This window comes from Streptomyces sp. NPDC001220, from assembly GCF_053597895.1.
Genome location: NZ_JBSFJE010000002.1, coordinates 154,817 through 174,797 on the forward strand (window position 1 = coordinate 154,817; position 19,981 = coordinate 174,797).

The window sequence follows — 19,981 nt, forward strand, 5'->3', positions numbered from 1 at the left end:
CACACAGAGCGACCCTACGCACGCGTAGGGGTCCGCCGCACTTTCGTACGGCGGACCCCTGTTGTACCCGATTTGCGGCCGTCGCCGATTGTTACCGGCGGTTACTTCTTGCTCTTGGCCGATCCCGCGCTGTCATCGCTGCTGAGGACCGCGATGAAGGCCTCCTGCGGAACCTCCACGGAACCCACCATCTTCATCCGCTTCTTGCCTTCCTTCTGCTTCTCCAGCAGCTTGCGCTTACGGGAGATGTCACCGCCGTAGCACTTGGCGAGGACGTCCTTGCGGATGGCGCGGATGGTCTCGCGGGCGATCACCCGGGAGCCGATGGCGGCCTGGATGGGCACCTCGAAGGCCTGCCTGGGGATGAGCTCGCGCAGCTTGGCGACGAGCCGCACCCCGTACGCGTACGCCGCGTCCTTGTGCGTGATCGCCGAGAAGGCGTCCACCTTGTCGCCGTGCAGCAGGATGTCGACCTTGACCAGGCTGGACGTCTGCTCGCCGGTGGGCTCGTAGTCCAGCGACGCGTAACCGCGCGTCTTCGACTTCAGCTGGTCGAAGAAGTCGAAGACGATCTCCGCGAGCGGCAGCGTGTACCGGATCTCGACGCGGTCCTCGGACAGGTAGTCCATGCCGAGCAGGGTGCCGCGCCGGGTCTGGCACAGCTCCATGATCGAGCCGATGAACTCGCTGGGCGCCAGGATGGTGGCGCGCACGACCGGCTCGTACACCTCGCCGATCTTCCCCTCGGGGAACTCACTCGGGTTGGTGACCGTGTGCTCGCTGCCGTCCTCCATGACGACGCGGTAGACCACGTTCGGAGCGGTCGCGATCAGGTCGAGCCCGAACTCGCGTTCCAGCCTCTCCCGGATCACGTCCAGGTGCAGCAGGCCGAGGAAGCCGACACGGAAGCCGAAGCCGAGGGCGGCGGAGGTCTCCGGCTCGTAGACGAGCGCGGCGTCGTTGAGCTGCAGCTTGTCGAGGGCCTCGCGCAGTTCGGGGTAGTCGGAGCCGTCCAGCGGATACAGACCGGAGAAGACCATCGGCTTCGGGTCCTTGTAGCCGCCGAGGGCCTCCGTGGCGCCCTTGTGCTGGCTGGTGACGGTGTCACCGACCTTGGACTGCCGCACGTCCTTCACACCGGTGATCAGATAGCCCACCTCGCCGACGCCGAGGCCGTCGGCACCCAGCATCTCGGGCGAGTTCGTCCCGATCTCCAGCAGCTCGTGGGTGGCGCCGGTCGACATCATCTTGATGCGCTCGCGCTTGTTGAGCTGGCCGTCGATGACACGGACGTAGGTGACGACACCGCGGTAGGAGTCGTAGACCGAGTCGAAGATCATCGCGCGGGCGGGCGCGTCGGCGACACCGACGGGCGCCGGGATCTCCTTGACGACCTTGTTCAGCAGGGCGTCGACACCGAGGCCGGTCTTGGCGGAGACCCGCAGCACGTCGTCCGGCTCGCAGCCGACCAGGTTCGCCAGTTCCTCCGCGAACTTCTCCGGCTGGGCGGCCGGCAGGTCGATCTTGTTGAGCACGGGGATGATCGTGAGGTCGTTCTCCATCGCCAGGTAGAGGTTGGCGAGGGTCTGCGCCTCGATGCCCTGGGCGGCGTCGACGAGGAGGACGGTCCCCTCGCAGGCCGCCAGCGACCGCGAGACCTCGTAGGTGAAGTCGACGTGCCCCGGGGTGTCGATCATGTTGAGGATGTGCGTGCTGCCCTGGTCGGGGCCCTCGGTCGGGGCCCAGGGCAGACGCACCGCCTGGGACTTGATCGTGATGCCGCGCTCGCGCTCGATGTCCATCCGGTCGAGGTACTGAGCACGCATCTGCCGCTGCTCGACCACACCGGTCAGCTGGAGCATCCGGTCGGCGAGCGTGGACTTGCCGTGGTCGATGTGCGCGATGATGCAGAAATTGCGGATCAGAGCCGGGTCGGTACGGCTCGGCTCGGGCACATTGTTAGGGGTCGCGGGCACGCAGGGTCCTGTCTCTTGAGGCGCCTTATGCCTCGGGTCGGATCGATACGTAGCCTCCATGGTCCCATGACGGGGGACCGGGGACCGGTTTGGGCGGTTCCCCGCCCCGCTGCTAGTCTGGGCAGCTGTGTCTCATGCCCTCTCAGCGCGAGGCACGTCTTCGAGAAATCATCGGTACGGGATCTGCACGGTCCCGCACCAGAACCTGAAAAGGCTCTTTCGTGGCGAACATCAAGTCCCAGATCAAGCGGATCAAGACCAACGAGAAGGCTCGTCAGCGCAACAAGGCTGTCAAGTCCTCCCTCAAGACCGCGATCCGCAAGGCCCGCGAGGCCGCTGCCGCGGGTGACGTCGAGAAGGCCACCGAGTACCAGCGCGCCGCGTCGCGTGCGCTCGACAAGGCCGTCTCCAAGGGCGTCATCCACAAGAACCAGGCTGCCAACAAGAAGTCGGCGCTCGCTTCCAAGGTCGCGTCCCTCCAGGGCTGACACTTGATACGACGCCGGAAGGACCCGGGCGGGCCCTCTCTCATCCGCCCCCGACCGGCCCCCAGAGCCTGTTCGCGGCCTGCGTTCGCCACGCGGGAACGGGCTCGAAAAGCTTGAAACCGATGCCCCGGCACTCCGCCCTTCCCCAGGACGGACGCCGGGGCTTTCGGCGTTTCCGGGCGAGCCCGTCCCCCTGCGGTACGTCCGGCCGGTTACCCCCTGCCGCGCGACCGCGCCGCCCGCGCGATGGTCACCACGGCCTTCTCCAGGGCGTACTCGGGATCGTCCCCGCCGCCCTTGACGCCCGCGTCGGCCTCGGCGACGGCCCGCAGCGCCACCGCCACCCCGTCGGGCGTCCAGCCCCGCATCTGCTGCCGTACCCGGTCGATCTTCCACGGCGGCATCCCGAGCTCCCGGGCGAGATCGGCGGGCCGTCCGCCCCGCGCGCCCGAAAGCTTCCCGATCGCCCGCACCCCCTGCGCGAGCGCACTCGTGATCAGCACCGGGGCAACGCCGGTCGCCAGCGACCAGCGCAACGCCTCCAGGGCCTCCGCCGTACGTCCTTCCACGGCCCGGTCGGCGACGGTGAAGCTCGACGCCTCGGCCCGCCCGGTGTAGTAGCGCCCGACGACGGCCTCGTCGATGGTGCCCTCGACGTCGGCGGCGAGCTGCGTCACGGCGGAGGCCAGCTCGCGCAGATCGCTGCCGATGGCGTCCACGAGCGCCTGGCAGGCCTCCGGGGTGGCGGAGCGGCCCAGCGCCCGGAACTCGTTCCGCGTGAACGCGAGCCGGTCCGCCGGCTTCGTCATCTTCGGGCAGGCGACCTCCCGCGCCCCCGCCTTGCGCGCCGCGTCCAGCAGCCCCTTGCCCTTGGCGCCGCCCGCGTGCAGCAGCACCAGCGTGATCTCCTCGGCGGGCGCCCCGAGGTACGCCTTCACGTCCTTGACCGTGTCGGCCGACAGATCCTGCGCGTTGCGTACGACGACGACCTTGCGCTCCGCGAAGAGCGACGGGCTGGTCAGCTCGGCGAGCGTGCCGGGCTGCAACTGGTCCGGGGTCAGATCCCGTACGTCCGTGTCGGCGTCGGCGGCCCGGGCGGCGGCCACCACCTGCTGCACGGCACGGTCGAGCAGCAGCTCCTCCTGCCCCACGGCAAGCGTCAGCGGGGCGAGCGGATCGTCATCAGCAGTCTTCTTTGCCATCACGCCAAGCATCCCACGGCCCACTGACAACGCGGCGGCCGTGCCGCCTGCCGACGCGGGCGAGGACCGTCGTACCGCCGAGCCGGCAGGAGTGGCCGCGGCGGCCCCGCGCACCCGCTACGGCTCCTCCCGCCATCCCTCCCACTCGCCCGCGAACTCGTCCAGCTCCGCCGGGTCCAGCCGTTCCTCCACGTCCCGCAACAGCACCAGCCACTGTGCGTCCTCGGCGTCGTCCTCCCCCGCCAGCGCGTCCCGCACCAGCCGCGGCTCCTCACCGATCCCGAAGCGCTCCCCGAGCGCCTCGGCGGCTTCCTCCGCCGCGTCCCGGTCCGGCAGCACCAGCACATGTCTCACATCGCTCACGGCACCATTCTCCGGTACCGCCACCGGCCGCAACGAGCCGGAGCCGGGCAGGAGCGGCCTGCTCAGCCCTGGGGCACGATCTGCACGTCGAGGTCGACGCGGATGCTCGGCCCGACGACCGCGATCCCGCGCGCCAGCATCGTCTGCCAGCTCACCGTGAAGTCGTCCCGGTGCAGTTCGGTGGTGGCCCGGCAGGCCGCCCGCACCTCGCCCTCCATGCCGTTGCCGAGCCCGAGGTACTCCGTGTCGAGGGTGACCGTCCGGGTCACGCCGTGCAGGGACAGTGCCCCGGTGACGGCCCACCTGGTGCCGCCCCGGTGCGCGAACCGGTCGCCGTAGAACTCCAGCGTCGGAAACCGCAGCACGTCCAGGAAGTCCGCCGACCGCAGATGGTCGTCCCGCATGCGCACGCCGGTGTCGATGGTCGCGGCGTCGATCACGACGTGCAGGGCGGACCGCTCCATCGGTTCGGCGATCCGTACCGCGCCCGCGAACGAGTTGAACCGCCCGTGGATCCGGGCCAGTCCGATGTGCCGGGCGGTGAACGCGATCGAGGAATGCGTCGGTTCGATCTGCCAGTCCCCGGGCGCCGGCAGCTCCGGCGGCTGGGCGACCTGGAGGGTCACGTCACCGAGCGAGGCGAGGCTGTTCTCGCCGACCCGCGCGGTGGCCCGGTACGGCTTGAAGCCCTCGGCGGACACCGCGAGCCGGTACTCCCCCGCCGGGACGGTCGTCATGAACGAACCGTAGGGATCCGCGCCCCCGCTGACCACCGTGCGCCCCAGGGTGTCGCTGACCGCGAACTCCGCGTTCGTCACCGGCTCGTTGACCGGGTCGATCACCCGGCAGCTCAGCACCCCGGCGTCGGGCGGAGTCTGCACCGCCGCGAGGGGACTCGTCCGCTGCACCCGGTTCGTTCGGTTTCCCCTCAAGCCGCCGAACATCCACGCCACCCCTGTACGCCTCGCCACCATCCGTTACCGAAGAAACATTCGAACACTGATGCGGCTTTCGAGGCAACACGGGCCCACATCACGGGAATCCAGCATATGTGCCGGAACTACCCACGAGTAGCACGCTACGCGCCGGTAGCGACCTGTTCTCCCGTGACGCCCGGCTTAGCCGTTCCGGTTGATGTTCCGTGGAGTTCGCACAACGGGTAGGCGGTCCAGCTCGATCCCGAACCGCTCCCGGTAGACCCCCAGCACCTCCTCGTCGCCCTCCAACTCCCGTACTTCACGCGCCCCGTCCGCCGCCGTCACCGTCAGCGTCCGCCCGCCGAGCGTGATCCGGCCGCCGTCCTCGGTGACCCGGGAACACACAAGCGACTGCGTGAAATGGGAAGACGGCGAGGTGCTGTGCCACCACGCCCCGGCCGTGAAGTCCCCGAGCACCCTGGGCCGGACCTCCAGCCGGTACTGCGGCTTCCCGTTCCGCAGCACGTCCAGGTCCCCGGCCACCGCACCCGGTGCTCCCCCGGCCCCCGCCGCGTCCGGCCCGGCCCCGGTGATCCGGAACGTGCCGCCCGGATCCGCCTGCTCACCCCGCTCCGCGAACGCCAGCGGGTAGTGGCTGTGCGCCCCGAACCCGACGTCGGCGAGCCACTCGCCCCCGTCCACCGTCCCCACGCGCAGCGCGAGATGGTCGTACGGGATCCCGAGCCTCCCCTCGTCCCCGTACACCCGCCCCGCCAGCAGCGTCACCTGGAAACCGAGCGCGGTCAGCAACGCCGAGAACGCGCCGTTGAGTTCGTAGCAGAACCCGCCCCGGCCCACGCCCACCACCTTGTCCACCAGCCGCTCCTGCGCCAGCACGATCTCCTCGCCGAGGTGGATCGCGAGGTTCTCGAAGGGCACGGCCCGCAGATGCCTCAGATGCAGATCCCGCAGAGCCTCGGCGGTGGGCCGGGCCGGGCGGGCGGCCCCGAGCCGGTGTAGGTAGGCGTCGGTCTGCGTGCTGTTCACCGCGTTCATGCCCTCAGTCTCGCGCCACTGCCAGCTCCCCCGCCTCCCGTCCCGTACGGCCGCCGGTCACCGCGAGCGCCCCGTCCCGGTCGGTCCGCAGCACCACCGCACCCGCGGCCCTCAGTCGCGCCACCGTGTCGGGCGCCGGATGCCCGTACGGGTTGTCCGCCCCGCACGAGATGAGCGCCACCCGGGGTGCCACCAGCCGCAGCAGCTGCGGATCCTGGTACGCGGACCCGTGGTGGGCCACTTTCAGAACATCCACCCGGCCCAGTCCTGCGGCCGCCGGTGATCTCAGCAGCTCCTGCTGGGCCGGGGGTTCGAGGTCTCCGAGCAGCAGCATCCGCAGTCCGGCCGAACGGACCAGCAGGGCGACACTGGCGTCGTTCGGGCCGTCGGGTTCCGGTGCCGGATCCGGGGGCGGCCACAGCACCCGCCAGTCCAGCCCGCCGGTGGTGCGCCGCTCCCCGGCGACCGCGCGCGTGAGGGGGATCCGGTGCTCGGCCGCCTCCCTGCGTACGAACTCGGCCTGTTCCGCCGGTTCCTCGAACCCGGTCGTCTCGATCTGCGCCACCGTCCGCCCCCGCAGCACCCCGGGCAGCCCGCCGACATGGTCGGCGTGGAAGTGGGTCAGGACGACCAGCGGGACGCGGGTGACGCCGAGTTCCCGCAGGCAGTGGTCGACCAGTGCCGGATCGGGTCCTGCATCGACCACCACGGCCGTGCCGGCGCCCGCCGCGAGCACCGTCGCGTCGCCCTGCCCGACGTCGCACATCGCAAGCCGCCAGCCGGGCGGCGGCCAGCCCGTGATCACCCGGGTCAGCGGCGCCGGCCGCACCACCAGCAGCACGAGCAGCAACCCGAGCGCCCCGCACCACCAGGGATGCCGCAGCAACCGCCGCCCCAGCGGTACGACGACCACCGTGACCCCGGCCAGCAGCAGCGCCCCCGCCCAGCTCCCGGGCCAGTCCACGCCCGCGCCCGGCAACGCGGCCCCGGTCCGGGCGATCCCCGCGATCCACCCGGCCGGCCAGCTCGCGCACCACGCCAGCGCCTTGGCCAGGGGCATCGCCACCGGGGCCGCAGCGAGCGCCGCGAACCCCAGCACCGTGGCCGGCGCGACCGCGATCTCGGCCAGCAGATTGCACGGCACCGCCACCAGACTCACCCGCGCCGACAGCACCACGACCACCGGCGCACACACCGCCTGCGCGGCGGCAGCCGCGCCCAGGCCCTCGGCCAGCCGCTCCGGCACCCCGCGCCGCCGCAACGCCTCGCTCCAGCCGGGCGCCAGCACCAGCAGCGCCCCGGTGGCCAGCACCGACAGCAGGAAGCCGTAACTGCGTGCCAGCCACGGGTCGTACAGCACCAACAGCAGAACCGCCGTCGCCAGTGCCGGGATCAGGGACCTGCGGCGCCCGGTCGCCAGGGCGAGCAGGGCGACGGCTCCGCAGGCCGCGGCCCGCAGCACGCTGGGGTCCGGCCGGCACACGACGACGAATCCGAGGGTGAGTGCCGACGCGAACAGCGCCGTCGATCGCAGCGACAGCCCCAGGCGCGGGGCGAGGCCGCGCCGCTCGACCTGCTGGGCCAGTCCCGGCGGTCCGATGAGCAGGGCGAGCAGGATGGTGAGGTTGCTGCCCGAGACCGCGAGGGTGTGCGCGAGATCGGTCTGCTCGAAGGCCTCGTCCAGTTCGGGGGTGATCCGCGAGGTGTCCCCGACGACCAACCCGGGCAGCAGTGCCCGCGCGTCTTCGGGCAGTCCCTCGGTCGCCTCCCGCAGCCCGGCCCGCAGCCGTCCGGCCAGCCGCTGCGGCCCGCTGGGCTCACCCACCACCACCGGCGCGGGACGCTCCCGCACCCGCAGCATCGCCGCGGTCCGGTCCCCGCCGGCCGTCGCCGGTGCCAGCCGCCCGCTCACCCGCAGCCGGGTGGAGGGCAGCAGCCCGAGCCACTCCGCGCGGCCACCGCCACCCGGCGCCCGCACCCCCGGGTCGACGGCCATCAGCACCGGTGACCTCGTCGTCACCGCCGCCCCCTCGCCGCTCTCCACCCGCCGTACCTCGCCCCGCACCAGCACGGCGACGGGAGTGGCATGGTCACCCCGCACGCGCGGCCTGCTGAGCCACGGATCGCCCGTGAGTTCCACCTCCGCGGTCACGGTCGCGTAGGCGCGGGCCAGGCCGGGCACCGGCCCCCGGCGGACATCCGCCCCGTGCAGCCCCGCGGAGGCGGCGGCCCCGGCGACACAGAGGAGCAGAGCACCGACGGAGGCGTTCCGCCAAGTCGACCGGAGGGCCGGGGGGTTGCGAGTCACCCTCCGATGCCCGGGGACTGGAGAGTGGCCGGTCACCGTCCCAGACCCGGGATCCGGAGAGTTGCCGGTCACCGTCACGGACCCGAGATCCGGAGAGTTGCGAGTCGCCGTGCCGGGTCGGCGGCCTGACCGGCTCCGGCACAGCAGGATCAGTCCGACGACCAGGCAGATGCCGGCGGTCCCGGCCGTCCAATTCGGCGGCGCGTCCAGGGTCAGCGCCGCCGTCGCCCAGGCGGCCAGCGCGGGCGGCACCAGCCGCAGGTCGGCCGCGGCGTCCTGCCGGGGGTGCGCGGTCCCGAGCCGCTTGCCCGAACCGGCGTGCACGGCCCGGCGTACCGTCACGGATCCCGACGGCGCTCCGTCGCTCACGCGGCTCATGGCCGGACCAGATCCCGCAGGTCGGAGAAGCGGCGGTCGCCGATGCCCTTGACCTGGCGGAGTTCGTCGACCGAGCGGAAGCCGACGTGCTGGGTCCGGTAGTCGACGATGTGCTGGGCCAGTACCGGGCCGACCCCGGGCAGGGCATCGAGCTGCTCCACGGTCGCCGTGTTCAGGGAGATCGGGGCGGCCGGGCCCGTTCCCGTCGCGGCACCGTCTGCCACCTGGTCCGGGGCGGGCGGCGGGGCAGGGCCCCCGACGACGATCTGTTCGCCGTCCACCAGGAAACGGGCTCGGTTGAGTCCGCCGGTGTCCGTACCGGGCCGCACCCCGCCCGCCGCCCTCAACGCGTCGGTCACCCGGGACCCGGCTGGCAGGGAGTGGACCCCCGGCTCACGCACCTTCCCGGTGACATCCACGACGACCTCGCCGCCGGGCCCCGCCGGCCCGGCGGGCGCCGCGGCGGTACCGGTGCCCGCGGCCGGAACCTTCTCCTCGCTCTTCTCGTACGGTGCCTCGGCGCGCACCACCTCCGGTGCACTCACCGCCTCGGTCCGGCCCGTCCAGAAGTGCTGCACGGCCAGGGCCCCGGCCACCACGAGAACCACCCCGATGGCGACGGCGCCCCGGCGTTCCAGCCCGCAGCGGGTCTGCAGCCACACCGGCATCCGCTCCCGCACGGCGAGCCCGACGCGGGACCGCAGTTTGGGGAGCGCCGGTTCGCGCAGGCCCGTGCCCTCGTCGGCGAGCGCACGGGCCGAGGACATCACCGCCGCCGCCGTGGACAGTACGGCCGCGGCGGTGCGCACCCCGGACGCGGCGGTGCGCAACCCGGAGGTGGCCGCGGTCAGTCCGGCCGCCGTACCGGTACCGGTCACCGTGCCCGCGTGCGGGAGGCCGTGTCCCGGATCCGGCCTGGTGACTCCCCGTTCGCCGAAGAGGAGCTCCGCCCGGCGGCGCAGTTCTTCCGCCGGGGCCGGGCGGTGCCGGGTGCGGACCCGGGCCGGGGACCGGCGGTGCCGGGTCCGGCCGTCGGAGGAAGGGCCCCGGCCCGGGCCACTGGTCGCATGTGTCTCGTGTGAGCGTGATCGAAGTGCCATGCGACGAGGATCAGGCCTTCCGCCGATCCACGATGATCTTGCTCAAGTTCCGTGGATCACGGCCCGGTTGTGGATAACTTCACCACCCACACGAGTGAAAGCGGCGAGACCGCCGCCCTCTGATCCACAGGTCACCGCAGTGAGACGACCGCCCCGAGCAGCCCAGGTCCCGTGTGCGCGCCGATCACCGCACCGACCTCGCTCACGTGCAGCTCGGCCAGTCCCGGCACCCGTGCCCGCAGCCGGTCGGCGAGGGCAGAGGCCCGGTCGGGGGCGGCGAGATGGTGGACGGCGATGTCCACCTCGGCGCCGCCCGCACGCTCGGCGGCGAGCTCCTCGAGGCGGGCGATGGCCCGGGACGCCGTCCGTACCTTCTCCAGCAGTTCGATCCGACCGCCGTCCAGCCGCAGCAGGGGCTTGACGGCCAGCGCGGAACCCAGCAGCGCCTGCGCCGCGCCGATGCGGCCGCCACGGCGCAGATAGTCGAGGGTGTCGACGTAGAAGTACGCCGAGGTGCCGGCGGCGCGTTTCTCCGCCGCGGTGACGGCCTCGTCGGCGGTGCCGCCCGCCTCGGCGGCCTCGGCCGCCGCGAGCGCGCAGAAACCCAGCGCCATCGCGACCATCCCGGTGTCCACCACCCGCACCGGAACGGATGCTTCGCGCGCCGCGACGACCGCCGCGTCGTAGGTACCCGACAGTTCGGCGGACAGGTGGAGCGAGACGATGCCGGTGGCACCGGACTCGGCGACCTTGCGGTACGTTTCCGCGAACACCTCGGGGCTGGGCCGGGACGTGGTGACGGAGCGCCGCTTCTGCAGAGCCTGGGCCAGGGAACGGGTCGAGATCTCGGTGCCCTCTTCGAACGCCCGGTCGCCGAGGACCACGGTCAGGGGAACCGCGGTGATGCCGTGGCGCTCCATCGTCCGCGGCGGCAGGTAGGCCGTTGAATCGGTGACGATCGCGACATGGCGGGACATGAGCTGGAGGTTACCTGGCGTAGCCCAGGGGCGGCAGCCCGCCCCCGCCCGCCTCGGCCAGGACCGGCCGTGTCAAGTGGTGCTCTCCGGCCGGGGCTTCTTCTGCCAGGGGTAGGCCTGACGCCGCCCGGGCGGCGTGATCGCGGGCTGCGCCGGCTCCTCCTCCGGGGCGGACCGGGGTGCCTCCGGCCAGGTCTGGCGATCCCCCTGACCGGCGGCGGCGTCGGGCCACGGCGGGGTCTCGGGTGCGGGGGCGGGACGGGTCCAGTGCCGCAGGGCTTCCGCCTCGACGCCGATCTGCGTGCTCAAGGTGTCCAGGTCGTCGTCGGCGAACCGGTGGGCACGGTCACGCACCGCCCACCGCAATGCGTCCGCGGACTCGGTGACGCGTGTGGTGCGCCGGCGCAGCTCGGGCAGCCGGGCGGTGAGCGTGGCCCGGTCCGGCTCGGACTCCAGGCGCCTGAGCTCGCCGTCCAGTTCCTGCCCGTGCACACTCAGCCGCTGGAAGAGGCCGAGGGATTCCTTCAGCGACTCGTCCTCGGCGACGCCGGCGTGCAGCGCGTCCTGGGTGGCCCGCATAGAGGTGCGCAGGGTGAGCCGCAGCTGGGCGATCTCGGCCGCCGGGCCGATCTGGACCATGGACTTGGCGCGCAGCGTGTGGTCCTCGACCGTACGCCGGGCCTGCGTGATCGTACGGTCCACACCGCGCTTGGCGGCGCCGACCGCCTTGAACGTGACGTATGCCCCGCCCGCGACGAAGAGCAGGAAGAGCACGGCGAATACGGCGATCACTGTTTCCACGGTGCTCCTCCTCCGCTGACGGCCACCCGACCACCCGACCACCCGATCGCTTCCGAGCACGGCAGGGGCGGCCGCCCCTTCAACGGTAAACGCAAAGGGCAGGCCCGGAGTTCCAGAAAGACCCCGAACCTGCCCTTAGGGGACCACCCGAAGGCGGCCCGTGGCCGTTACGCCGTGACGATGTTCACCAGCTTCGGCGCGCGGACGATCACCTTGCGGATCCCCGCGCCGTCCAGCGCCGCGACGACCTTCTCGTCGGCCAGCGCCACCTTCTCCAGCTCGTCCTCGGAGATGTCCGGCGACACCTCCAGGCGGGCCTTGACCTTGCCCTTGATCTGCACGACGCAGGTCACGGTCTCGTCCACGACGTACGCCGGGTCGGCGACCGGGAAGTCGCGGTGCACGACCGAGTCGGTGTGACCCAGCTTGCGCCACAGCTCCTCGGCGACGTGCGGGGCCAGCGGCGCGATCATCAGCACCAGCGGCTCGGCGACCGTACGCGGCACCGCGCCGCCCGCCTTGGTCAGGTGGTTGTTCAGCTCGGTGACCTTGGCGATGGCGGTGTTGAAGCGCAGGCCCTCCAGGTCCTGGCGGACACCGTCGATCGCCTTGTGCAGAGCACGCAGCGTGTCCTCGTCGGCATCGGCGTCGGTGACGGTGACCGCACCGGTCGCCTCGTCGACGATGACGCGCCACAGCCGCTGCAGCAGCCGGAACTGCCCGACCACCGCGCGCGTGTCCCACGGCCGGGAGACGTCCAGCGGGCCCATCGCCATCTCGTACAGGCGCAACGTGTCGGCGCCGTACTCGGCGCAGATCTCGTCCGGAGTCACCGCGTTCTTCAGGGACTTGCCCATCTTGCCCAGCAGCCGGGTGACCTTCTCGCCCTGGTAGTAGTAGGCGCCGTCCTGCTCCTCGACCTCGGTGGCGGGCACCGGGAAGCCGCGGCCGTCGCGGTAGACGTAGGCCTGGATCATGCCCTGGTTGAACAGCTTGTGGAACGGCTCGGCGGACGAGACGTGCCCCAGGTCGTACAGGACCTTCGACCAGAAACGGGCGTACAGCAGGTGCAGCACCGCGTGCTCGGCGCCGCCGACGTACAGGTCGACACCGCCGTGCGGCAGGCCCTGGCGCGGGCCCATCCAGTACCGCTCGATCTCCGGGTCGACCAGCTGCTGGTCGTTGTGCGGGTCCAGGTAGCGCAGCTCGTACCAGCAGGAACCGGCCCAGTTGGGCATGGTGTTGGTCTCGCGGCGGTACTTCTTCGGCCCGTCGCCCAGGTCCAGGGTGACGTTGACCCAATCCTCGTTGCGCGACAGCGGCGTCTCGGGCTGGGTGTCCGCGTCCTCCGGGTCGAAGGTGCGCGGCGAGTAGTCCTCCACCTCCGGCAGTTCCAGCGGCAGCATCGACTCGGGCAGCGCGTGCGCGACGCCGTCCTCGTCGTAGACGATCGGGAAGGGCTCGCCCCAGTAGCGCTGGCGGCTGAACAGCCAGTCACGCAGCCGGAAGTTGACGGTGCCCTCGCCGATGCCCTTGCGGGCCAGCCACTCGGTGATACGGGCCTTGGCCTCGGCGACCGGCAGGCCGTCCAGCTTGATGTCGTCGTTGGAGGAGTTGATGATCTTCGCGTCGTACGAGGCGAAGGCGTCCTCCCACGTCGAGGTGTCGGTGCCGCGGCCGTCGGTCGGCTCGACGATGCAGACGATCGGCAGCTCGAAGGCGCGCGCGAACTCGAAGTCGCGCTGGTCGCCGGCCGGGACGGCCATGATCGCGCCGGTGCCGTATCCCATCAGCACGTAGTCGGCGACGAACACCGGGACCTTTTCGCCGTTGACCGGGTTGGTCGCGTACGCGCCCGTGAAGACGCCGGTCTTGTCCTTGGCCTCGGCCTGCCGCTCCACGTCGGACTTGGCGCCGGCCTGCGCGCGGTACGCGGCCACGGCCTCGACGGGCGTCGCGTGACCGCCGGTCCACACGTCGTGGGTGCCCTCGGGCCAGGCGGCCGGAACGAACTCGTCGACCAGCGGATGCTCGGGGGCCAGCACCATGTAGGTCGCACCGAACAGGGTGTCGGGGCGCGTGGTGAAGACGGTGATCTTCTCGCCGTCGATCGGGAAGTCGACGCGGGCGCCCTCGCTACGGCCGATCCAGTTGCGCTGCTGCAGCTTGATGGCCTCGGGCCAGTCCAGCTCGTTCAGGTCGTCCAGCAGCCGGTCGGCGTAGGCGGTGATGCGCATGTTCCACTGGCGCAGCTTGGCCTTGAAGACCGGGAAGTTGCCGCGCTCGGAACGGCCGTCGGCGGTGACCTCCTCGTTGGCCAGCACGGTGCCCAGCCCGGGGCACCAGTTGACCGGCGCGTCGGAGGCGTAGGCCAGCCGGAACTCGCCCAGGACGTCGCCTCGCTCGACTGCGGTCAGCTCGTTCCACGCGCGCGTGTGGCCCGGTACGGCTCGCTCACCGGACTCGAACTGGGCGATCAGCCCGGAGATCGGGCGGGCCTTCTTGGCCTCGTCGTCGTACCAGGAGTTGAAGATCTGCAGGAAGATCCACTGGGTCCACTTGTAGTAGTCCGGGTCGATCGTGGCGAACGACCGGCGCTTGTCGTGGCCCAGGCCCAGCCGGCGCAGCTGGGCCTTCATGTTCTCGATGTTGGACTCGGTGGACACCCGCGGGTGCGTGCCGGTCTGCACGGCGTACTGCTCGGCGGGCAGGCCGAAGGCGTCGAAGCCCAGGGTGTGCAGGACGTTGTGGCCGTTCATCCGCTGGAAGCGGGCGAAGACGTCGGTGGCGATGTAGCCCAGGGGGTGGCCGACGTGCAGTCCCGCCCCGGACGGGTACGGGAACATGTCCATGATGAACTTCTTGGGCCTGGCGACCAGCTCGGGGTCGCCGGCCAGGTCACCCTTGGGATTGGGGGCCGCGTAGGTGCCGTCGGCGTCCCAGAAGTCCTGCCAGCGTGCCTCGATCTCGGCCGCCAGGGCGGCCGTGTAGCGGTGCGGCGCGGCCTCCGCCGACGTGGCGGCGGCAGCGGGGTTCGTCTCGCTCATGATCCTCAAAGCTCCATCGATCGTCTCTGCCTGCGGCTGTGACTTTCTAGAAACGAAAAATCCCCTCGCACAGGAGGGGACGCCGCGCCGATGCCGACCGGCCGTTTGGCCCGGCGGTCGGGACTGATCAGCGCGGCCCGCTAAGCAGAAGGCGTACGGCACGCATGGCGTCAGGGTACCGCAGCACTTGAGCAAGCCGCGACGCGCTTACGTATCAACGGTTGACACGTACGTCCAAGGCGACAACCGGGACGATAGTTGAACCAGGTTCAAAACTTACTTCGCGTAACAACCACTAAGGGACATCGCAAGTCCCGCATTGCCCTTTGATAACAACGCAATAACTCAAACCTCGTACTGATCGGTATGGCGCCACTTAGGCTGCGGCACCGGGACCGCTTTCCCGAACTGCTCGGAGTTGCCCCCATGAACCCTCGTCGTAGTAACAGCTCGCTCCCCAAGCCAGGCCGCTCGGCCTGGGGGGTGGCGTCCGCTGTCGTTCTGTTGCTCATACCCGTGGTCGTGCTGACCGGAGGCAGCCAGTTCCAGTCGTTCCTGAACTTCGGCGCGGGCGTGCTCTCGCTCGTCTCGCTGAGCTGCTCGGTGATCTGGGGTCTGGTCGCACAGGACCGCATCTTCCTCAACACCCGCCAGCGGATCGTCGGGCAGGCGGTGCACCGGACGACCGCGGTCGCCTCGATCGCGTTCCTGCTGGTGCACATCGTCACGAAGATCGCCCTCGATCACACCGTGGTGATCGCCGCGATCATCCCGTTCTCGCTCGGCGTCACCGGAAGCGCCGGCCTGATCGGACTCGGTTCGCTGGCCGGACTGCTGATGATCTTCGTGGGTGTCACCGGCGCCCTGCGCAGCAATTTCGCCGCCCCGGCCGTGGTGGCGGCCCGCTGGCGGGCCATGCACATGCTGGCCTACCCGGCCTGGTGCGCCGCGCTGATCCACGGCCTGTTCGCGGGCCGCGCGGCGAAGCCCTTCTTCATGATCTCGTACGAGCTGTGCCTGGTCGGCGTGATGGGCGCGCTGGCGCTGCGCGCCGCCCCGCGCCCGTTCAAGCGCAAGGTCGCCGACCGTCTCGTCTCCATCCTGGGCAGCTCGGAGCGCCCCGACCTGGACGAGCTGGACGCCAGCCGCGCCCGGGTGGGCGAGTCCGGCCTGCCGGGCTACGACGGCGGACGCGAACGCGAGCCGAGGTCCTCCCGAGCAGACGCCGGGGCCCCGCAGCCCAACCCGCTGTTCCCGACCGGCATGCCCGCCCCCGAGGCGGCCTCCGGCTTCGCGGCCGCCTACCGGGCCACCTCCACGCCCGGTCAGCCCCAGCCCCAGCCCCAGTCGCCGTTCGCGGCCGGTCAGACCGCGCGCATGGAGCGGCTGGACCTCCAGGCCACCGAGGCCTTCCCGCGCATGGACGGCCCCGGCAGCACCTCGGGCAGCTGGCCGGTCCCGTCGCCGCCGCCGGTCGGCGAGGCGCCCCCGTCGGCGTACGACCCGCTCCAGGACACCGGATACAACATCCCGGTCTATGGCAATCCGGGCGTCGGCGGACCGGGTGGACGTGATGTGTACGACACGGGTGAGACGAACCCCGGCTACGGCACGTACAACTCGAACGACACGTACAACAGCGGTCCCGCCAACGAACCAGCACCCGGCGCGTCCTTCGACGCACCGGGTTCGGGCGAACCTTGGAACACGCCTTCCGGAGGCTATAGGTGAACGAGGCCCTGCCCGACGTCCCAGAAGTCCGCGTGGTCGGCCTTCCGCAGCTCACGTCGGGCTTCGACCTTGTCGAAAGACTCGATCTGCCCATGCACCTCAAGGTGCACGGGCCGCTTGAACCCCTGGGCGGGGAGCAGCTCGCGCAGCTCTCCGAACGCATCAACCTGAAGGGCCGCGGCGGCGCGGGCTTCCCCTTCCACAAAAAGCTGCGCTCGGTCGCCGAAGCGGCGATCAAGCGCGGTGTCCGGCCGGTGGTCGTCGTCAACGGCAGCGAGGACGAGCCGGCCTGCCGCAAGGACACGGTGCTGATCAACCGTGCCCCGCATCTGATCCTGGACGGTGCGCTGCTGTGCGCCGAGGCGCTGGGTGCCCGCACGCTCGTGGTGGGGGTCACCCGCGAGTCCACGCAGCGCTCCATGGAGCAGGCGCTCGCCGAACGCGGTCTGAGCACCGGCCGCCGTTCGGCCCTGAAGGCGTTCGTCCAGCGGAACCCGGTCCGGATGGTCACCGGCGCGGCGGCGTCGCTCGTCCGCTCGATCGACGGCGGCCCGGCGGTCCCGCCCGGCCGTAAGACCAGCGCCTCCCAGAACGGTGTCGGCGGCGCGCCCACGCTGCTGTCGAACGCGGAGACGTTCGCGCAGCTGGCGATCGCCGCCCGGATCGGCCCGGAGCGTTACGGCAACACCGGCCTGTACGACGAACCGGGCACCGTCATGCTGACGGTCTCGGGCGCGGTCGCCCGCCCCATGGTGATCGAGGTGCCCACGGGTGTGCCGCTGCGCTACGTCCTGCAGCTGGCCGGCGCCCCGCCGGTGCCGCAGGGTGTGCTGACCGGCGGCTATCACGGCAAGTGGATCGACGCGGCGACGGTCAACGAGGCGATCGTCTCCCGCAACTCCCTGGACGCGGTGGGCGGAGCACTGGGCGCCGGCGCGATCCTGCCGATCACGCAGGACACCTGCCCGCTGGGCGAGTCGCTGCGGGTCGCCCAGTGGCTGGCGGAGGAGAGCGCGGGACAGTGCGGTCCCTGCTACCTCGGTCTGCCGGCGGCAGCGCGCGGCATGGAGGACATCCTCAACGGCGGCGGACCGGCCGCCCTGGAGGCGCTCAAGCAGGTCGCCAAGAACGTGAAGCGGCGCGGCGCGTGCTCACACCCGGACGGCTCCGCGATGTTCCTGGAATCGACGATCAAGGCGTTCACCGACGACCTGGCCGCGCATGTCCTCGGAAACGGCTGCGGACGGCCCGTGGAGGGCGTTCTGCCACTCTTCGAGGACGGCAAGATGCCGGCCGGTATCCCGGGCGGCGGAGAGCCCGAGGAGACCGGCGGCAGCCGTCAGAAGATCCACGTCGACTGGACGCTGTGCCGGGGCCACGGCCTGTGCGCGGACATCCTCCCGGAGGTCTTCGAGCTGGGCGCGGACGGTTTCCCGACGGTGGCGCAGGCGAAGGTGCCGCGGTTCGCGGAGGCCAAGGCGCTGCGCGCGGTGCGCCGCTGCCCGGCGCTCGCCCTGCGTCTCGAGGAGGACACGCGCTCCCAGGCGCCGGCCAAGAACCTGCCGGTCCTCTCGCAGGGCCGCGGCCGCCGCGCCCTCGGCCGCTGACCGCACCAGCACCAGCACCAGCACCAGCACCAGCACCAGCACCAGCACCAGCACGACAGGTAAGGCGGGCCACCCGGTCGGGTGGCCCGCCTTACCTGTGACACACGTTTCGCGGCGCCCGTTTCCGGTGTTTCCGAATGTTTCCCGAAAACGTCGAAGGCGGACCGTCCATCCGGACGGTCCGCCTTCGACTTCTGTGGAGCTAAGGAGAATTGAACTCCTGACCTCCTGCATGCCATGCAGGCGCTCTACCAACTGAGCTATAGCCCCGCGTTTCGCTCCGCCCGGCTTCCCTGGCGGCGACGCCAACATTACACGGTCGACCGGGTGCACCACCAAATCGTTTCCGTTCTGTGCGGATACGGACGCTAGTGTCGGACTTCGTGACCGTGATCGTGTTCTCCGAGACCCGGCGCCGGGTGCCGGTGGCCCTGGGGGCCTGCCTCTTGTCGTTCACGGCGTTCTGGGTGGCTCAGCGGGCCGCGCACGTGTCGATGATCGACCTGATGGTCTACCGGGCGGAGGGCGCGACCGTCCTCGCGGGCGGCGACCTCTACGCACTGCGTACGACGGCAGCTCATCTGCCGTCCACCTACCCGCCGTTCGCGGCACTGCTGTTCACCCCGCTGACGCTGCCGGACGTCACGACCATGCGGACGCTGGCGACGGTGGGGAACCTCTTTCTTCTGGTGGTGTTCGTGGCGCTGTCGCTGCGGCTCGTGGGGCACGCGCGCGTGGAGGGCGTGCTGTGGGTCGCGGCGGCGGCCGTGTGGTGCGAGCCGGTGTGGACGACCGTGCGCTACGGGCAGGTCAATCTGCTGCTGGCCGTGCTGATCCTGTGGGATCTGTCACGGCCTCCGGCCGAACGCCCGGGCCGCTGGGCGGGGGTGGGCATCGGGCTCGCGGCCGCGGTCAAGCTGACGCCCGCCCTGTTCGCGGTGTTCCTGCTCGCCACGGGCCTGATGGCGCGCCGCGGGGGCCGGGACGGCGGGCCGTGGCTGCAGCACGCGCGCGGGGCGGCCGCCGCCTTCGCGGGGGCGACCCTGCTGGCGGCGGCCGTCCTGCCCTACGACTCGTGGCGGTTCTGGACCGGGATGGTGTTCCGGACGGGACGGGTGGGGCGGGCCGAGGAGACCGCGAATCAGGCCCTGCGCGGCGTTCTGGCGCGGTTGCTGCACACACCCGAGCCGGGGGCGCTCTGGACCGCCGCGGCGGCCCTGACGGCCGTTCTGGGGCTCGCGGTGGCGGTCGCGGCGGAGCTGCGCGGCCGGCGGGGCTGGGCGGTGGCCGGGTGCGCGGTGACCGCGCTGCTGATCAGTCCGGTGTCCTGGTCGCACCACTGGGTGTGGTGCGTGCCCGTGGTGCTGCTGCTGTGGACGCGCGGGTACCGGGCGGCGGCCGCCGGCACGCAGCTGGTCTTCTGCTCGTACGCCCTGTGGTGGGTGCCACATCGGCACGGGCGGCCCGAACTGCACCAGAACGCCGTCGACTTGACGCTGTCGGCGCTCTACGCGGTCACCGGACTGCTGTTCCTGGCGCTCGCCCGGACATCGTTGCCGAAGCCGGGCGCCGCTCAGGCCGTGACGAACGAGTAGAACCGCTTGAGCGTGCAGTGCTCCTCGAGAAGACGGCCGTAGATCGGCTCGCCCTCCAGTTCACGGTAGGTCTCGATCGGGTCGCCTTTTATGATCAGCGCCCGAGCGCATTCCTCGCACCAGTACTGGTAGTCGGGGTTGATCGGCTCCATGTCGCGGACGATCGGGGTGCCGCTCCCGCACCAGTCGCACTTCCGCCTGTGTGCACCCATCGATCAGCTCCAGCTGTGGCCGCAGGCCGTGCACACGTAGGAGATCCCGCCGTTGTCGCCCAGTACTTGGGCGACATCCACGGAACCGCAGGAAGGGCAGAGCAGCCGGGTGGTCGTGTCCCGTATCAACGCCGCACCGAGGAGGTGGCCGCCCTCCTCATGGATGCTCGCAGGCATCGCTACTCCTCCCGTCGGGCCGCGCCCCCTTCCGGCCGTTTGATTC

Annotated in this window: 16 protein-coding genes and 1 tRNA gene; 4 read left to right on the forward strand and 13 right to left on the reverse strand. The window is 71.3% G+C overall.

Going from position 1 to position 19,981, the window contains the following annotated elements; translation table 11 throughout:
* Positions 1-101: 101 nt before the first annotated feature.
* Complete coding sequence (gene lepA, locus ACWDGI_RS05285; RefSeq protein WP_450755555.1) at positions 102-1,976, reverse strand: translation elongation factor 4; 1,875 nt, start codon at positions 1,974-1,976, stop codon at positions 102-104.
* Between the two features lie 221 nt (positions 1,977-2,197).
* Here lepA and rpsT point away from each other — a divergent pair, with 221 nt between their 5' ends.
* On the forward strand, positions 2,198-2,464 hold the full coding sequence (gene rpsT, locus ACWDGI_RS05290) for a 30S ribosomal protein S20 (RefSeq protein ID WP_351691285.1): 267 nt from the start codon (positions 2,198-2,200) through the stop codon (positions 2,462-2,464).
* Positions 2,465-2,676: 212 nt separating this feature from the next.
* Here the strand turns inward: rpsT and holA are convergent, their stop codons facing one another.
* The 9 genes from holA to leuS all read right to left on the reverse strand — a co-directional run bounded on the left by holA (position 2,677) and on the right by leuS (position 14,613).
* A complete protein-coding gene (gene holA / locus ACWDGI_RS05295) occupies positions 2,677-3,666 on the reverse strand; it encodes a DNA polymerase III subunit delta (RefSeq protein WP_450755558.1) in 990 nt (329 codons plus the stop codon).
* Positions 3,667-3,783: 117 nt separating this feature from the next.
* Positions 3,784-4,029, reverse strand: a complete 246-nt coding sequence (locus tag ACWDGI_RS05300) for a hypothetical protein (protein WP_450755560.1) — start codon at positions 4,027-4,029, stop codon at positions 3,784-3,786.
* A gap of 62 nt (positions 4,030-4,091) precedes the next feature.
* Positions 4,092-4,973 carry a YceI family protein gene (locus ACWDGI_RS05305; protein WP_450755562.1) on the reverse strand — a complete coding sequence of 294 codons (882 nt, stop codon included), beginning with the start codon at positions 4,971-4,973 and terminating at the stop codon, positions 4,092-4,094.
* 174 nt (positions 4,974-5,147) lie between these two features.
* On the reverse strand, positions 5,148-6,002 hold the full coding sequence (locus ACWDGI_RS05310) for an arylamine N-acetyltransferase family protein (RefSeq protein ID WP_450755564.1): 855 nt from the start codon (positions 6,000-6,002) through the stop codon (positions 5,148-5,150).
* Between the two features lie 4 nt (positions 6,003-6,006).
* Positions 6,007-8,688: a ComEC/Rec2 family competence protein gene (locus ACWDGI_RS05315; RefSeq protein ID WP_450755566.1), complete on the reverse strand. Its 2,682-nt coding sequence runs from the start codon at positions 8,686-8,688 to the stop codon at positions 6,007-6,009.
* The gene (locus tag ACWDGI_RS05320; protein WP_450755568.1) at positions 8,685-9,788 is read right to left on the reverse strand and encodes a helix-hairpin-helix domain-containing protein; all 1,104 of its coding nucleotides are present in this window, start codon (positions 9,786-9,788) and stop codon (positions 8,685-8,687) included. Before ACWDGI_RS05320 ends, ACWDGI_RS05315 begins: the two co-directional genes overlap by 4 nt.
* Before the next feature lie 131 nt (positions 9,789-9,919).
* Positions 9,920-10,765, reverse strand: a complete 846-nt coding sequence (locus ACWDGI_RS05325) for a DegV family protein (RefSeq protein WP_450755570.1) — start codon at positions 10,763-10,765, stop codon at positions 9,920-9,922.
* 72 nt (positions 10,766-10,837) lie between these two features.
* Positions 10,838-11,566 carry a hypothetical protein gene (locus tag ACWDGI_RS05330; protein WP_450755572.1) on the reverse strand — a complete coding sequence of 243 codons (729 nt, stop codon included), beginning with the start codon at positions 11,564-11,566 and terminating at the stop codon, positions 10,838-10,840.
* A 167-nt stretch (positions 11,567-11,733) separates the two neighbouring features.
* Entirely contained in the window at positions 11,734-14,613 is a 2,880-nt protein-coding gene (gene leuS, locus ACWDGI_RS05335) for a leucine--tRNA ligase (RefSeq protein ID WP_450755574.1), read from the reverse strand.
* 426 nt (positions 14,614-15,039) lie between these two features.
* Between leuS and ACWDGI_RS05340 the strand changes: the two genes are divergently transcribed.
* Entirely contained in the window at positions 15,040-16,344 is a 1,305-nt protein-coding gene (locus tag ACWDGI_RS05340; RefSeq protein ID WP_450755576.1) for a cytochrome b/b6 domain-containing protein, read from the forward strand.
* A complete protein-coding gene (locus ACWDGI_RS05345; RefSeq protein ID WP_450755578.1) occupies positions 16,341-17,951 on the forward strand; it encodes an NADH-ubiquinone oxidoreductase-F iron-sulfur binding region domain-containing protein in 1,611 nt (536 codons plus the stop codon). The genes ACWDGI_RS05340 and ACWDGI_RS05345 overlap by 4 nt, the downstream gene beginning before the upstream one ends.
* A gap of 197 nt (positions 17,952-18,148) precedes the next feature.
* Here the strand turns inward: ACWDGI_RS05345 and ACWDGI_RS05350 are convergent.
* Positions 18,149-18,221 (reverse strand) — tRNA-Ala (locus tag ACWDGI_RS05350).
* A 113-nt stretch (positions 18,222-18,334) separates the two neighbouring features.
* On the opposite strand from ACWDGI_RS05350, the gene ACWDGI_RS05355 reads away from it, so the two are divergent.
* A complete protein-coding gene (locus ACWDGI_RS05355) occupies positions 18,335-19,546 on the forward strand; it encodes a glycosyltransferase 87 family protein (RefSeq protein ID WP_450755580.1) in 1,212 nt (403 codons plus the stop codon).
* Here the strand turns inward: ACWDGI_RS05355 and ACWDGI_RS05360 are convergent.
* Both ACWDGI_RS05360 and ACWDGI_RS05365 read right to left on the reverse strand, forming a co-directional pair.
* Complete coding sequence (locus ACWDGI_RS05360) at positions 19,525-19,758, reverse strand: hypothetical protein (RefSeq protein WP_006136074.1); 234 nt, start codon at positions 19,756-19,758, stop codon at positions 19,525-19,527. The genes ACWDGI_RS05355 and ACWDGI_RS05360 overlap by 22 nt on opposite strands.
* A gap of 3 nt (positions 19,759-19,761) precedes the next feature.
* A complete protein-coding gene (locus tag ACWDGI_RS05365; protein ID WP_450755582.1) occupies positions 19,762-19,935 on the reverse strand; it encodes a hypothetical protein in 174 nt (57 codons plus the stop codon).
* Between the last annotated feature and the right edge of the window lie 46 nt (positions 19,936-19,981).